General features: G+C 64.3%; 16 protein-coding genes and 1 pseudogene. 11 read left to right on the top strand and 6 right to left on the bottom strand.

Going from position 1 to position 12,666, the window contains the following annotated elements:
- Positions 1-6: 6 nt before the first annotated feature.
- Positions 7-894, bottom strand: a complete 888-nt coding sequence (locus OWC48_RS13675; RefSeq protein ID WP_282520450.1) for a LysR family transcriptional regulator — start codon at positions 892-894, stop codon at positions 7-9.
- Positions 895-1,097: 203 nt separating this feature from the next.
- Between OWC48_RS13675 and OWC48_RS13670 the strand changes: the two genes are divergently transcribed.
- The 3 genes and pseudogenes from OWC48_RS13670 to OWC48_RS13660 form a co-directional block, all read left to right on the top strand.
- Complete coding sequence (locus OWC48_RS13670) at positions 1,098-1,604, top strand: DUF6130 family protein (RefSeq protein WP_282520449.1); 507 nt, start codon at positions 1,098-1,100, stop codon at positions 1,602-1,604.
- A 52-nt stretch (positions 1,605-1,656) separates the two neighbouring features.
- Positions 1,657-2,418, top strand: a complete 762-nt coding sequence (locus tag OWC48_RS13665; protein WP_282520525.1) for an SDR family oxidoreductase — start codon at positions 1,657-1,659, stop codon at positions 2,416-2,418.
- Between the two features lie 40 nt (positions 2,419-2,458).
- A pseudogene (locus tag OWC48_RS13660) lies at positions 2,459-2,617 on the top strand (ABC transporter ATP-binding protein); the annotation flags it as partial.
- A gap of 32 nt (positions 2,618-2,649) precedes the next feature.
- Here OWC48_RS13660 and OWC48_RS13655 read toward each other — a convergent pair.
- The gene (locus OWC48_RS13655) at positions 2,650-2,922 is read right to left on the bottom strand and encodes a hypothetical protein (RefSeq protein WP_282520448.1); all 273 of its coding nucleotides are present in this window, start codon (positions 2,920-2,922) and stop codon (positions 2,650-2,652) included.
- 259 nt (positions 2,923-3,181) lie between these two features.
- Positions 3,182-3,325, bottom strand: coding sequence for a hypothetical protein (locus tag OWC48_RS13650; RefSeq protein ID WP_282520447.1), 144 nt, complete (start codon positions 3,323-3,325; stop codon positions 3,182-3,184).
- A gap of 20 nt (positions 3,326-3,345) precedes the next feature.
- On the opposite strand from OWC48_RS13650, the gene OWC48_RS13645 reads away from it, so the two are divergent.
- The 3 genes from OWC48_RS13645 (at position 3,346) to OWC48_RS13635 (ending at position 4,792) form a co-directional block, all read left to right on the top strand.
- Positions 3,346-3,546 carry a hypothetical protein gene (locus OWC48_RS13645; RefSeq protein ID WP_282520531.1) on the top strand — a complete coding sequence of 67 codons (201 nt, stop codon included), beginning with the start codon at positions 3,346-3,348 and terminating at the stop codon, positions 3,544-3,546.
- Positions 3,543-3,752: a hypothetical protein gene (locus tag OWC48_RS13640; RefSeq protein ID WP_282520446.1), complete on the top strand. Its 210-nt coding sequence runs from the start codon at positions 3,543-3,545 to the stop codon at positions 3,750-3,752. The genes OWC48_RS13645 and OWC48_RS13640 overlap by 4 nt, the downstream gene beginning before the upstream one ends.
- 104 nt (positions 3,753-3,856) lie before the next feature.
- On the top strand, positions 3,857-4,792 hold the full coding sequence (locus OWC48_RS13635) for an AEC family transporter (RefSeq protein ID WP_282520445.1): 936 nt from the start codon (positions 3,857-3,859) through the stop codon (positions 4,790-4,792).
- Between the two features lie 31 nt (positions 4,793-4,823).
- On the opposite strand, the gene OWC48_RS13630 is transcribed toward OWC48_RS13635, so the two are convergent.
- Entirely contained in the window at positions 4,824-5,111 is a 288-nt protein-coding gene (locus OWC48_RS13630; RefSeq protein ID WP_282520444.1) for a hypothetical protein, read from the bottom strand.
- Between the two features lie 126 nt (positions 5,112-5,237).
- Positions 5,238-5,579 (bottom strand): hypothetical protein, encoded by a 342-nt coding sequence (locus OWC48_RS13625; protein ID WP_282520443.1) that lies wholly within the window; start codon positions 5,577-5,579, stop codon positions 5,238-5,240.
- A 119-nt stretch (positions 5,580-5,698) separates the two neighbouring features.
- Between OWC48_RS13625 and OWC48_RS13620 the strand changes: the two genes are divergently transcribed.
- From OWC48_RS13620 to OWC48_RS13605, 4 genes are all read left to right on the top strand, one after another.
- A complete protein-coding gene (locus OWC48_RS13620) occupies positions 5,699-6,019 on the top strand; it encodes a hypothetical protein (RefSeq protein WP_282520442.1) in 321 nt (106 codons plus the stop codon).
- A 224-nt stretch (positions 6,020-6,243) separates the two neighbouring features.
- Entirely contained in the window at positions 6,244-6,969 is a 726-nt protein-coding gene (locus tag OWC48_RS13615; protein ID WP_282520441.1) for an outer membrane protein, read from the top strand.
- Positions 6,970-7,134: 165 nt separating this feature from the next.
- Entirely contained in the window at positions 7,135-9,291 is a 2,157-nt protein-coding gene (locus OWC48_RS13610) for a methyl-accepting chemotaxis protein (protein ID WP_282520440.1), read from the top strand.
- Between the two features lie 193 nt (positions 9,292-9,484).
- Complete coding sequence (locus OWC48_RS13605) at positions 9,485-10,546, top strand: MBL fold metallo-hydrolase (RefSeq protein ID WP_282520439.1); 1,062 nt, start codon at positions 9,485-9,487, stop codon at positions 10,544-10,546.
- A gap of 59 nt (positions 10,547-10,605) precedes the next feature.
- On the opposite strand, the gene aroQ is transcribed toward OWC48_RS13605, so the two are convergent.
- The gene (gene aroQ, locus OWC48_RS13600; RefSeq protein WP_212256176.1) at positions 10,606-11,037 is read right to left on the bottom strand and encodes a type II 3-dehydroquinate dehydratase; all 432 of its coding nucleotides are present in this window, start codon (positions 11,035-11,037) and stop codon (positions 10,606-10,608) included.
- Between the two features lie 288 nt (positions 11,038-11,325).
- On the opposite strand from aroQ, the gene hemA reads away from it, so the two are divergent.
- Positions 11,326-12,555 carry a 5-aminolevulinate synthase gene (gene hemA / locus OWC48_RS13595; protein ID WP_282520438.1) on the top strand — a complete coding sequence of 410 codons (1,230 nt, stop codon included), beginning with the start codon at positions 11,326-11,328 and terminating at the stop codon, positions 12,553-12,555.
- Positions 12,556-12,666: the final 111 nt, after the last annotated feature.

Below are 12,666 nucleotides of genomic sequence, written 5' to 3'. Positions count from 1 at the left end.
GTCCCGCTAAACCTGGCTCAGTGCCGTTTGGATGAAGCTCTCCACCTTCGGCAAGGTGTACCGGCGACCGGGATAGACGAAGTGGTAAGTCCAATTCTGGTGCTTCTTGGGCCGCCATTGCGGCAGGACGGGCACGAGCTTCCCGACTGCCACCGCGTCCCTGACCAGGAAGTCGGGCAGCCATGCGATGCCGTCTCCCAGCAAGATCAGGCTCGTGACGACCTCCAGGTCGTCAACGAAGATCCGCCCGTTCAACTGAAGCTCGAAATCCGACTTCCCGTTCGTGAGCAAGACTGTCTTCAGAACGGGATGGGCCAAGAACGCCGCATTTGCGAGGTCGCGCGGGTGAATGGGCTTCCCTAGCCCCTTCAAATATTTCGGCGACGCCCACAGGTTGGAGTTTGTTTCGATGAAGCGTCGAGCGATGAGCGAGGAGTCCTTCAACGCGCCTGCCCAGCGAATGGCAAGGTCGACACCTTCCTCCACCAGATCAACGACCCGGTTCGTGAGCAAGAGTTCGAGCGACACGTCCGGATGTTTCACCGTGTAGGCCCGTGCGATGCGCGGGAGAAGAGCATGTCCCAGGTCGACCGGCGCCGTCACCTTGAGAACTCCGGAGGGCTTCACCTTTGCCGACTGGAGTGCGGCTTCGCCCAGCTCGATTTCGCGAGCCGCGACAGCGCAGTGATGGAAGTAGATCTCGCCTGCGTCGGTCATGCGCAGTTTGCGGGTCGTGCGCTGGATCAGGTTGACACCGAGGCGCTTTTCCAGTCCCGCGACCTTGGCGCTCACCGTCGTCTTGGGCATGCCCAAGCGTCTCGCGGCGGCCGCGAAACTTCCAGCTTCCACGACTTTCACGAAGACCGTGACTGCGTCCATGTCGGCATTGACCAAAATCTTGGACAGTATTTCCCGATTTTGCCAGCTAGTGGACGGTTTGGCGAGGTCTCAGATTGCGACGTGCAAGCGGCGTGAGGTCGCTCCGCCGCTCGATTGATCCAGCCGCATGCCATGTCGCGCGCGGCGTGACCCTTCCGGCCAGTTCGCAAACTGATCCGAAGGACTGCGGTCCTGAACTCGTCAAAGGAGACTTTGCCATGCCTCTCATCAAAACGCTTGCGGCCGGCGCGGTTGCGGCTGGTGTCGTGCTTGCCACGAGCGCCTTCGCCCAGACCGCCCGGGAGATCCGCGGCGCCTCGCCCTATATCGCGATCGAAAACGAACCCGCGCCCAAGCTGATCGTGGATCCCCCGGTGCCAGAGGCGCTGGCGCAGGGTGTCTTCTGGGCGCAGTACCGCGTGGAAAACCTGCGCATCATGCAAGTGTTCGGCGCAGGTGCCCGCCAGGTCTCGCCTCGCGTCGGGCATCTGCACATAACCGTCGACGACCTGCCCTGGTGGTGGGCGGATGCGAGCGACAACAATACGGTGGACATTGCCGGGCTGCCTGCCGGCCCGCACAAGGTGAAGATCGCGCTGGTCGACGCTGACCACAATGTCTTCCCCGGGCAGGTCGTGACGCTGACATTCACCGTGCCCAAACACGACGCAATGAGTCACGGCGGTCACGACAAGCAGAGCCGCGCCGAAAAGAGCAACAACTAGCCAGATGCCGCTCATGCCAGATCGATTGGACCTGACCGACAAGGAGGACTCCATGCTTCATGGAAAGACGGCGCTCATTACCGGCGGAACTTCGGGCATCGGCCTCGCGACCGCGAAGCTGCTGCACGACAACGGCGCGCGAATCGCTATTTCGGGACGCGAGCCGGATGCTCTCGATCGGGCACGCCGGATCATCGGGGACGACGTGGTGACATTTCAGACCGACGTGCGTTCGCGCGAGGCTCTCCGGAAGATGGCTTCGGATGTGCGACAGGCGTTCGGCACGCTCGACATCTTCTTCGCCAACGCGGGTGTCGCCTATGTCACGCCGCTGGCGACGACCGACGAAGCACAATACGACGGGCTCATGAATACGAACGTCAAATCCGTGTTCTTCTCGATCCAGGCAATCGAACCGGTCATGCGTGAGGGCGGCTCCATCATCGTGAATACGGCCTGGTTGAATCAGGTTGGCGTGCCGGGGCGCGCCATCCTTTCGGCCTCGAAGGCCGCGGTCCGCTCGTTCGCTCGTACCCTGTCGGCGGAGCTGCTTGGCCGACGCATTCGCGTCAACGCGGTCAGTCCGGGTCTCATCGAGACGCCCATCCTTCGCGGCGTCGGTCAATCCGAACATCCCGGGCAGACCGAAGCCGAGTTTCGCGACTATCTCGCAGGCGTCAGCAAACTGATTCCGATCGGCCGACTCGGGAGGGCCGACGAAATTGCCGCTGCGGTGCTGTTCCTTGCCAGCGATGCCTCGAGCTACATGCTCGGATCGGAATTGGTGGTCGATGGTGGGTTCGCCGAACTTTGAGGCGGCCCCGATCGAACGACGCAATACGTGTTCGAAACGGCACGATTTGCGCGTCGCCGCGCAAATCTGCGACCGCATCGCGGTCATGCAGCGCGGCGCCATTGTCGAGTTGAAGCCGACCGCGCAGCTGTTCGCCGCGCCGGAGCACGCCTATACGCGCGAATTGCTGGCGGCGGTGCCCGGGCGGAAAGAGCGCGCGCGCCGGCGGCGTGGGTCGGCCGATCGCGGTCGCTACTTGGCCGGAGGGTTGGTGTTCTTCCAGGTCGGGACCGAGTTGGTCACGCCGACCGAAGGTTGGTTAGACGTTCCGACCGACGGCGCCGTAACGGTCCCGACTGTCTGTCCGGAGCTTCCATAAGTCGCACCCTGCTGTGCCGGTGCTCCGGAGCTTCCGCTCGTGCGGCCTTGTGTGCTCGTCCCCGACGTCTGCGCGCTGACAGCGAATGGCGCTGCCGCCAATCCGAGAGCGATAAGTGTAGCAAGGGAGCGTCTCATCCTTGTCATGGGTGATCCTTTCGATCGCGGTCGCTCAGTCGCGTCAGCCATTCGGTTGTCGAACCGCTGCACTGAGCAACCTTACAACTCCGCGTGCGCGAAAACGTGCCGCAACAGGGCATGCAGTGGATCTCAACACTCTGTCACGATGCCACCACAAGCGGCTCCAGCCGGACAGGGACGCACGCGCGGCAACCTCAACTCGCCGGGGGCGAACTCCTGCTGCCCCAAGCTTGCACGCATGAATTGCGTGCGCCGATGGCGTCAGTCACGGGAGCGCGGGTCGGTGGCGCGAGGTCGGCACATCGGTCCGGTATTCCGTTCCGCGCAGGAACGGAACGGTCACGGGCTTTTTATCCTTCGTGACCGCCTGCACAGCTGCAAAGCCGAAGTCGGCACCCCAGATTCGCATGGAATGATTTCCATCATCTGATGATGGATTTCCGATCCATTGGAGCCGATATGGGCCAGGTTATTCAGTTTGTCTCGAAATCCGAGCGCGAGCGCGCTCGCCTCATTCAGGAGGCACGCGCGATCTACGACAGCATTTTTCCGCCTGCTGATCCGAGCGAGCAGCAGGACAAGGCGACGATCGGCCGCGCGGCCAACGGAGACGTGGGAAATCTGGCGTGATCAAGATCATCGCGGTGCTCTGCAGCCTCTCCTCTCCGGGGAATTGTCACGAGCAGATCGTCACCACCTCGGACTTCGCCAACGTCTCGATGCAGTCCTGCCTGATGGGCGCGCCGCAGCTCGCTGAATGGATGAACCAGCATCCGGCCGAACGCCTGGCTGGATGGCGCTGCGTGTTCGGTCAACAGACCGGCAGAGGCGCCTGAGGCCACAGGCCGCCTGATCGAGGACGGCGCCATCCAGTTGAACCGTGACGAGCGTGCATCGCCAGGCTAGAGTGGCGTCGCTGCTTGGCAGAGGGGGACGCCGGATGGAGGTCGCCAGCCTCGTTCTTCCCGTGTTCGCAATCATCGTCACCGGCTGGCTTGCCGGTGTATCAGGTTATCTCTCCCGCTCGCTTGCGGACGCGCTGGTGCATTTTGCCTACAACGTGGCGATGCCGGCGCTGCTGATCGTCACGATCGCCCAGGAGCCGGCGCGCAACCTGCTGGAATGGCGCTTCCTGCTCGCGTTCGGAGGCGGCTCCCTCCTCTGCTTCGCACTGGTGTTCCTGGCCGTCCGCGCGGGCGGCAAGCACGACCTCGCCAGCAGCACGATCCATGGCATGGCGGCGGCCATGACCAATACCGGCTTCGTGGCGCTCCCGATCCTGCACGCGATCTACGGCCAGCCCGCCGTCTTGCCCGCCGCGGTGGCGACGGTGTTCGTCGCCGGCGTGATGTTTCCGCTCACGGTCATCCTGCTGGAAAGGGACGTGCGCGGCCCTGTGCATGCCAGCGGGCTGGTGAAGCAGATCCTGCTCAATCCGATGGTTCTGTCGACGCTCATCGGTCTCGTCTGGGCGATCACGGGCTTGCCGATTCCGGCGCCGGTCGCGGCCTATCTGAACATCATTGCCGCCGCACTCACGCCCTGCGCGCTGTTTGCCATCGGGCTTGGCCTGTCGGTCGACGGTCTGCGATCCAACCTGAAGGCATCGTTCGCGCTCGCGACCGTGAAGCTGGTGGTGATGCCGCTGATCGTCTACGGGCTTTGCGTGCTGACTGGCCTCAATCCGCTCTACACGATCGCCGCCGTCATATGCGCGGCCGTGCCGACGGCGAAGACCGTCTATGTGCTGGCACACGAGCACAAGGTCGAGGAGAAGCTGGTCGCGGCCACCGTCTCGGTCACGACGATGCTGTCGGTCGCGACATTGCTGGTCGCGCTCTACCTGCTCTCCGGCCTCGCGCCCGGCATGCGTTGACGGTCACCGGCGCGCCCTGGCGACGTGCCCTCTATCTCGTGGTGTTGCTCCAGGTCGGCACCGCATTGGTCACGCCGACCGACGGCCAATTGTACGATCCGATCGAGGGCGCCGTGACCGTCCCGACCGTCTGTCCGGACGACCCGTAGGAGGTCCTGGGCTGCGCGACCGGCAATGCGGCGGCGCCATAGGTCGGGGCCACCACGCCCGTGCTGTAGTGATGCCGGCTCGGCCGGGCCTTCTTCGCTTCGGCTGCGAAGGGCGCGGCAAGCAGTCCGACAGTGATAAGTGCGGCAATGGCGGGTTTGATGCTTGTCATGTGGGTTCCCTTCATTGGCTGCGAGCCCACTGTGCCATGTGTTCATTCAACGCGGAATTTCCACGGGCACCCGTTCATAACTTCGTGCACGCCCGAATGTGCCTGACCCAGACACCGCTGCCGTGGTCATCGTCGCTTCGGGCGACACGCCTTGCGGCCATGTCGCTCCTTAACTGTCGCGACTGAGTGCATCAGCTCCTTGAAGGCGGCGATCGCCGGATCGTCAGCGAGCGCGTGGTCGGGCCGCGACTCCAGATGCTCGACCACGGCCAGCAGCGCGTCCGCGATCTGTCCGATCTGCTTGCCGTAACCGGCGACATCCGACAGCACGTCCTTCTCGACATCTGGCGCCGAGGATTGTCCCACCGTGATGTTGACGAGGCCGAACTGGCCGCCGGTGGGACTGAAGAACGACGGATAAATGGACTGGACGACATCCCCCGACAGGGGCAGCTTGAACACAGGCATGCGATTTCGCCTCGCTGATGCTCGACCGGCACGGACACACTATCACGACCACCCGCCTTCGGATGGACCCGAATCAGCGCTAGTGCATTGGCTTCGGTGACTTCCTGGACGCAAACAGCATGACCGGCCCCGAACTGAAGCGGCTCCGCAACGACCTTTCCGACGCGCTCGAGCGCAAGCTCACCGCGGCCGACATGGCCAAGCTTTGCGGACTGCCGGAGAAGGGCGGCGCCGATACCATCCGGCGCTGGGAGGTAAGCGGGCCGACGCCGTCCGCGACCAAGGTGCTGCGCGTGCTCGCGATGGCGAGCGAGCGCTATCCGATCATGGAGAAGTTCGACGTCTTCGATCGCCACGACGTCCGCGAGGAGGACCGGCCCGCAAGGCGCGCGGCCTTCCGCGAGCAGATGCGCGACGAGGCGCGGCGGCGACTTGGTTAACGAGAGACGCGCGCAAGTTACCCGACACCTGCGAAGTTAAGCCTTCCTTCACCACTTCTTAAGCCGGCATTAAGCACGAAAATCATTTGTAGCCCAATAAGTTAGGTTGGCTGTCGTTGTGCCATGCATGTGACAGCATTTTCGTCAAAAGCGAGCTATCTGCAAAACCAACGACGGCGCGGACAGCGCGCCTGCCGGGGACCAAAGTGCTGGAGTTCAAGACGATGAAGAAGATTTTGTTTGCGACCGTTGCCCTGCTCGTGGTGGGCGCTGCCGCGCCGGCCATCGGCGCCGATCTCGGCAACCGCAACTATTACAAGGCGCCCGCGCCGGCCTATGCCGCGCCGATCTACAATTGGACAGGCTTCTATATCGGCGGCCATGTCGGCGGCGCGTTCTCCAGCGACAACAATTTCAATGGCCTCTCGACCGGCAACAACGGCAACGGCCGTTTCCTCGGCGGCGTGCAGGTCGGTGCGGACTGGCAGTTCAACCCGAGCTTCGTGGTCGGCGTCGAAGGCCAGTATTCCTGGCTTTCCGGCAGCGTCGGCGCTGTGTTTCCGGGCGGCATCGCCTACACCAACGACCAGCGTGGTCTCGGTTCTATCACCGGCCGCGTTGGCTACACCTGGGGTCCGGGCCTGCTCTACGTGAAGGGCGGCTACGCCTTCTCCGACAACAACGAGAAGGTGACCGTCGGCGGCGTGCCGACCGCCTTCCTCATCACCGGCGATCACCGCAACGGCTACACCGTCGGCGCCGGCCTCGAATACATGTTCGCCCCGAACTGGTCGGCCAAGGCCGAGTACCAGTACTACAATTTCGGCGACGCGAGCTTCACCGGCGGTCCGCTGGCGGGCACCGGCAGCTTCACCACCGACGACCACACCATCAAGGCCGGCGTCAACTACCGCTTCAACTGGGCCAATTCGGCGGTCGCGCGCTACTGATCGCGCCTCAAAAATCTCTTCATGATCAAGGGCCGGCAACTCTGCCGGCCCTTTCTTTTTTCGCTGTGCGGAACAGCGCAACCAATTGTGCAACTTGCGATTTTTTAACCCGGCCGAAGGATACTCCGCGGCGAAAATATAAAGATCACGCGTGGGGGAAGTTCGATGGCGATCCGTCTGGGTGCTGGCCGTGTCCTTGGCCGTCTCAAGCCTCGTTTCAAGATGCCAAGGTGGGGCGTGCGCGGCAGCCTGTTCGCCGCTTTCGCATTGATCGCGGGCATGGGTCTCGTGATCGCAGCCGGCGCCGGCTTCGTCTTCAATCACCTCGGCGCGACCATGATGGATCTGAGCGGCCGCGACATCCCGCGCCTCTCCGCCAGCCTGCAGCTCGCCTCGCAAAGCGCGACGCTCGCGGCGCAAGGCCCGGGCCTGCTGGCATCGCCCTCCGACGAGGCGCTGAAGGAACGCACCAAGAGCGTGAAGGACATCCAGCAGCTCGCCATGGCCAAGCTCGGCGAGATCATCGAGCTCGGCGCCGACAAGCAGATCGCAACGGCGCTGCGCGACACCGCCAAGAGCATCGACGAGGCGACCCAGAGCCTGGTGTCGGCCGCGCGCGAGCGGCTCGAGACCGGCGCGCTGCATGACAAGCAGTATGAGGCGTTGCGCAAGGCCCAGCTCACCTTCGTCGGCGCGGCCGGTCCTGCGATGCTGGACGCACAGACGCGCCTGAACGCGATCCTCGGCGCGGCGGAAGTTTCCGCAGATGATGCGACTGAGGCTGCCCGCACCGTCTCCCAGGTCGCGACAATCTCCACCAACGGCAATCTGATGGCCGCCGACATGATGGCGGCGCTGTCGGCCAACAACAGCGACACGCTGGAGGCGATCGAGAAGGAGTTCAAGGCGACGCGCGACCGCGTCAAGTCGAACCTCGAAGACCTCCCGAACATGCCCTCGATGCAGACGGTGCGCGACGCTGTGCAGAAGCTGTTCGGCTTCGGCGAGGGCAAGACCGGCGTGTTCAAGATCCGCCAGAAGGAGCTCGACGCCATCGACTACGGCCAGACCATTCTGGACGAGACCCGCAAGCTCAATGTCGGTCTCGGCATCAGCGTGCAGCAGCTCGTCGACGGCGTGCAGAAGGAGACCAACGCGTCGACCTTCCAGGCGCGCCAGGAGATCTCGCTCGCCACCACCGCGATGCTGGCGCTGGGGGCGCTGATGCTGGTCGGCTCGGCGCTGTTCGTCTGGCTCTATGTCGGCCGCAACATCCTGCGCCGGATCGGCGCCCTGCAACAGTCGATGCAGCTGCTCGCGAACCGCGACCTCGAGACCGAGATCTACCGCTCGAAGCACCACAATGACGAAATCTCGGTGATGGCGAACACGCTGCAGGTGTTCCGCGAGAGCATGATCGAGGCCCGCGCGATGTCGAGCGAGCAGGACAAGGATCGCGTCGCCAAGGCCGAGCGTGCCGCGCGCATGGAAGCGAAGATCGCCGAGTTCGAGGGCGCGGTACGCAGCGCGCTCGACAATCTCGCGCAGTCGGCCAATTCGATGCAGTCCACCGCGCAGAGCATGTCGAACACCGCCGACCAGTCCAACGCGCTGGTGAACGCGGTCGCCTCCGCTGCCGAGGAGACCTCGGTCAACGTGCAGACCGTGTCATCAGGCACCGAGCAGCTGTCGTCCTCGATCGAGGAGATCAGCAAGCAGGTCGTGACCTCGGCCGCGATCGCCAGGAAGGCGGTCGACGAGGCCGGCGCCACCGACACCACGGTGCAGAGCCTTGCCGACAGCGCCAGCCGCATCAGCGTCGTGGTCGACCTGATTCAGACCATCGCCTCGCAAACCAACCTGCTCGCGCTCAACGCCACCATCGAGGCGGCGCGCGCGGGCGAAGCCGGCCGCGGCTTCGCGGTGGTCGCCTCCGAGGTGAAGAGCCTCGCGAGCCAGACCGCCAAGGCGACGGAAGAGATCCGCACCCAGATCGCCAGCATGCAGCAAGTCACCACCTCGGCGGTGGGCGCCATCCAGGGCATCGGCCGCATCATCGGCGAGATCAACGACGTGACGACGACGATCGCCGCCGCGGTCGAGGAACAGGGCGCAGCCACCCGTGAAATCGCCCGCAACATCCAGCATGCCGCCGGCGGCACCAGCGAGGTCTCCAGCAACATCATCGGCGTCTCCACGGCTTCGGCCGAAGCCGGCGCGGCGGCGAGCGAAGTGCTGGGCGCCTCCGACGCGCTCCGCCGCGAAGCCGACATGCTGCGCGGAGAGATCGACGCATTCCTCAACAATATGCGGGCGGCGTAAGCCGCCGGCCCGTATCCCCGTAGCCCGGATGGAGCGAAGCGTAATCCGGGGATCGTGCCACAAGCGCGAAGGCCCCGGATTTCGCTTCGCTCCATCCGGGCTACGGAAAACTGCGGGTATGACCGCCATGCGGAGACCACGGCCCGGCCTTTTTCGGCTGGCGCCCCGCGCGCGGCGGGTTTAAGCCGGTAGCATGAACCCGAAAACCGACACCGTGCAGTCCTCGGCCGAGGCCCTGCGCTATCCCTGGGAACAGCATCCCGGCCCCGAAGAGATCGTCGAGGTGCGTCCCGGCGTGTTGTGGGCGCGCCTGAAACTGCCGTTCCGCCTCAACCACGTGAACATCTACCTGCTCGCCGACGGCGACGGCTATGCCATGGTCGATGCCGGCTTCGGCAACGAGGAAACGATCGAGGCCTGGACCAGACTGTTCGAGGGGCCGCTGAAGGGCGTCAACATCACGCGCCTGATCGTGACGCATTCGCACCCCGATCACGTCGGCCTCGCGGGCTGGATCGTCGAGCGGTTCAACTGCCCGCTGGTGATGTCGCAGGTCGAATATCTGCAATCGGTCTACCACCAGAACCGCGGCACCGAGGAGCGGCGCGAAGCCCAGCGGCTGTTCTTCCGCCGCCACGGCATGGACGAATCGCTCACCGAAAAGCTGCTCGGCCGCGGCCAGGATTATCTCAAGCGCGTCTCGGTGCTGCCGCCGTCCTACCGCCGCATCTCGCATGGCGACGAGGTCGTGATCGGCGCCCGCCGCTTCAAGGTGATCACCGGCGGCGGGCATGCGCTCGACCAGGTGATGCTGTATTGCGCCGACGACAAGCTGTTCCTCTCCGCCGACCAGGTGCTGAGCAGGATCTCGCCCAATGTCAGCGTCTGGGCTGTCGAACCCGACCAGAACTCGCTCGGGGAATATCTGGCCTCGCTCGCGAGCCTGACCACCACCCTGCCCTACGATCTGCTGGTGCTCCCCGGCCACGGCGTGCCGTTCTACGGTCTGAAGACCCGCATCAAGCAGCTCGCCGACCACCACGAGGAGCGCTGCAGCCTGATCGCGGAAGCCTGCCGCGAGGTGCCGCAGACCTCGCGCGCCCTGGTACCTGTCGTGTTCAACAAGCACGTGCTGGACGAGCACCAGATGGGCTTTGCCGCCGGCGAACTCGTTGCCCACGTCAATTACATGATCGTCGAGGGCCGGCTGACGGCGGAGACGAAGGACGGCGTGCTCCAGTTCCGGACGACGTGAGTTTTTCGCCTCTCCCCGCCTGCGGGGAGAGGGAGCAGACCTCCGCCGCGACTACCAGCTCACTTCATATTCGCGATCGCGTGCAGCGCCGCGACGTAGCCGAACGGGCCGAGCCCGCAGATCACACCGGTCGCCACGAACGAGATCTTCGAATGCCGGTGATATTCGTCGCGGGCGTGGATGTTGGAGATGTGGACCTCTAGCACCGGGCCTTCGAACGTCTTGATCGCGTCCATGATCGAGACCGAGGTGAAGGAGAGGCCGGCCGGATTGATGACGATGGCATCGGCATCCTGTCGCGCCGACTGGATCAGATCGACCAGCACGCCTTCATGGTTGGACTGGTGGAAGGCGAGCTTGAGCCCGAGCTTGGCGGCCGCTTCCTCGCAGCTCGCATTGACCTCCGCGAGCGTCGTGGTGCCGTAGATGTGCGGCTCGCGGATGCCGAGCATGTTGAGGTTGGGACCGTTGAGGATCATCACGCGCTTCATGGAGGGTCCTTTCAAAAGCTATCGACCGAACCGTTTGTCGGCCCGGGGCCGGCCGAGGTCCCGCAGCCGGGCCGAGGCGGTCACACCGGCCCCTCGCGGTGCCTACCGCACAGCAACATTACACAAGACCGTGAGCGGCTTGATCGGGATCAAGTTTCAAATCGCACGATAGGGCATTTTGCCCAAATGCCCCTCACACCCAAATGTGGGATAGCGCATAGACTCTAGAGCTGGAAAAGCTCTAAGAAGATGCGGCCCTTTTGGTCAGTTCCGTCTTAGGTTTTGCCGATGGATTACGCCCAGTTCTTCAATACCGCCCTCGATCGTCTCCACACCGAGCGGCGCTACCGCGTGTTCGCCGATCTCGAACGCATCGCCGGCCGGTTCCCGCATGCGCTCTGGCACTCGCCCAAGGGCAAGCGCGACGTCGTGATCTGGTGCTCCAACGATTATCTCGGCATGGGCCAGCACCCGAAGGTGGTCGGCGCCATGGTCGAAACCGCAACCCGCGTCGGCACCGGCGCGGGCGGCACCCGCAACATCGCCGGCACGCATCATCCGCTGGTGCAGCTCGAGGCCGAGCTCGCCGATCTCCACGGCAAGGAAGCGTCGCTGCTGTTCACCTCGGGCTATGTCTCGAACCAGACCGGCATCGCGACCATCGCCAAGCTCATTCCGAACTGCCTGATCCTGTCGGACGAGCTCAACCACAATTCGATGATCGAGGGCATCCGCCAGTCCGGCTGCGAGCGCGTCGTGTTCCGCCACAACGACCTCGCCGACCTCGAAGAGAAGTTGCAGGCCGCAGGTCCGAACCGGCCGAAACTGATCGCGTGCGAGAGCCTCTATTCGATGGACGGCGACGTCGCCCCGCTCGCCAAGATCTGCGATCTCGCCGAGAAATATGGCGCGATGACCTATGTCGACGAGGTCCATGCCGTCGGCATGTACGGCCCGCGTGGCGGCGGCATCGCCGAGCGTGACGGCGTCATGCATCGCATCGACATTCTCGAAGGCACGCTGGCCAAGGCGTTCGGCTGCCTCGGCGGCTACATCGCCGCCAACGGCCAGATCATCGACGCCGTGCGCTCCTACGCGCCGGGCTTCATCTTCACCACCGCGCTGCCGCCGGCGATCTGCTCGGCCGCGACCGCCGCGATCAAGCATCTGAAGACGTCGAGCTGGGAGCGCGAGCGCCACCAGGACCGCGCCGCCCGCGTCAAGGCGATCCTCAACGCCGCCGGCCTGCCGGTGATGTCGAGCGACACCCATATCGTGCCGCTGTTCATCGGCGATGCCGAGAAGTGCAAGCAGGCGTCCGACCTGCTGCTGGAACAGCACGGCATCTACATTCAGCCGATCAACTATCCGACGGTGGCCAAGGGCACCGAACGCCTGCGCATCACGCCCTCGCCTTATCACGACGACGGCTTGATCGATCAGCTCGCCGAAGCGCTCTTGCAGGTGTGGGACCGCCTGGGTCTGCCGCTCAAGCAAAAGTCGCTGGCGGCGGAGTAGGCTTCCCCTCTTCCCGACTAATTCTCGTCGAGCCCGGGGCTACCCCTCTCCCCAGCCCTCCCCCGCAAGGGGGGAGGGAGCGAGACAGCTGTGCGCGCCTCACGTTGATCT

Source organism: Bradyrhizobium sp. Arg816 (assembly GCF_029989365.1).
Classification (GTDB): Bacteria; Pseudomonadota; Alphaproteobacteria; order Rhizobiales; family Xanthobacteraceae; genus Bradyrhizobium.
The sequence above is the reverse complement of the archived record's forward strand: the minus strand, read 5'-3'. Positions and strand labels throughout refer to the sequence as shown.

Bases quoted from the DNA above. Each gene is read 5' to 3' on its own strand.
- OWC48_RS13670 (WP_282520449.1), top strand. From the start codon at position 1,098: ATGCCTCTCATCAAAACGCTTGCGGCCGGCGCGGTTGCGGCTGGTGTC.
- OWC48_RS13665 (WP_282520525.1), top strand. From the start codon at position 1,657: ATGCTTCATGGAAAGACGGCGCTCATTACCGGCGGAACTTCGGGCATC.
- OWC48_RS13655 (WP_282520448.1), bottom strand. From the start codon at position 2,922: ATGACAAGGATGAGACGCTCCCTTGCTACACTTATCGCTCTCGGATTG.
- OWC48_RS13650 (WP_282520447.1), bottom strand. From the start codon at position 3,325: ATGCGAATCTGGGGTGCCGACTTCGGCTTTGCAGCTGTGCAGGCGGTC.
- OWC48_RS13645 (WP_282520531.1), top strand. From the start codon at position 3,346: ATGATGGATTTCCGATCCATTGGAGCCGATATGGGCCAGGTTATTCAG.
- OWC48_RS13635 (WP_282520445.1), top strand. From the start codon at position 3,857: ATGGAGGTCGCCAGCCTCGTTCTTCCCGTGTTCGCAATCATCGTCACC.
- OWC48_RS13630 (WP_282520444.1), bottom strand. From the start codon at position 5,111: ATGACAAGCATCAAACCCGCCATTGCCGCACTTATCACTGTCGGACTG.
- OWC48_RS13625 (WP_282520443.1), bottom strand. From the start codon at position 5,579: ATGCCTGTGTTCAAGCTGCCCCTGTCGGGGGATGTCGTCCAGTCCATT.
- OWC48_RS13620 (WP_282520442.1), top strand. From the start codon at position 5,699: ATGACCGGCCCCGAACTGAAGCGGCTCCGCAACGACCTTTCCGACGCG.
- OWC48_RS13615 (WP_282520441.1), top strand. From the start codon at position 6,244: ATGAAGAAGATTTTGTTTGCGACCGTTGCCCTGCTCGTGGTGGGCGCT.
- OWC48_RS13610 (WP_282520440.1), top strand. From the start codon at position 7,135: ATGGCGATCCGTCTGGGTGCTGGCCGTGTCCTTGGCCGTCTCAAGCCT.
- OWC48_RS13605 (WP_282520439.1), top strand. From the start codon at position 9,485: ATGAACCCGAAAACCGACACCGTGCAGTCCTCGGCCGAGGCCCTGCGC.
- aroQ (WP_212256176.1), bottom strand. From the start codon at position 11,037: ATGAAGCGCGTGATGATCCTCAACGGTCCCAACCTCAACATGCTCGGC.
- hemA (WP_282520438.1), top strand. From the start codon at position 11,326: ATGGATTACGCCCAGTTCTTCAATACCGCCCTCGATCGTCTCCACACC.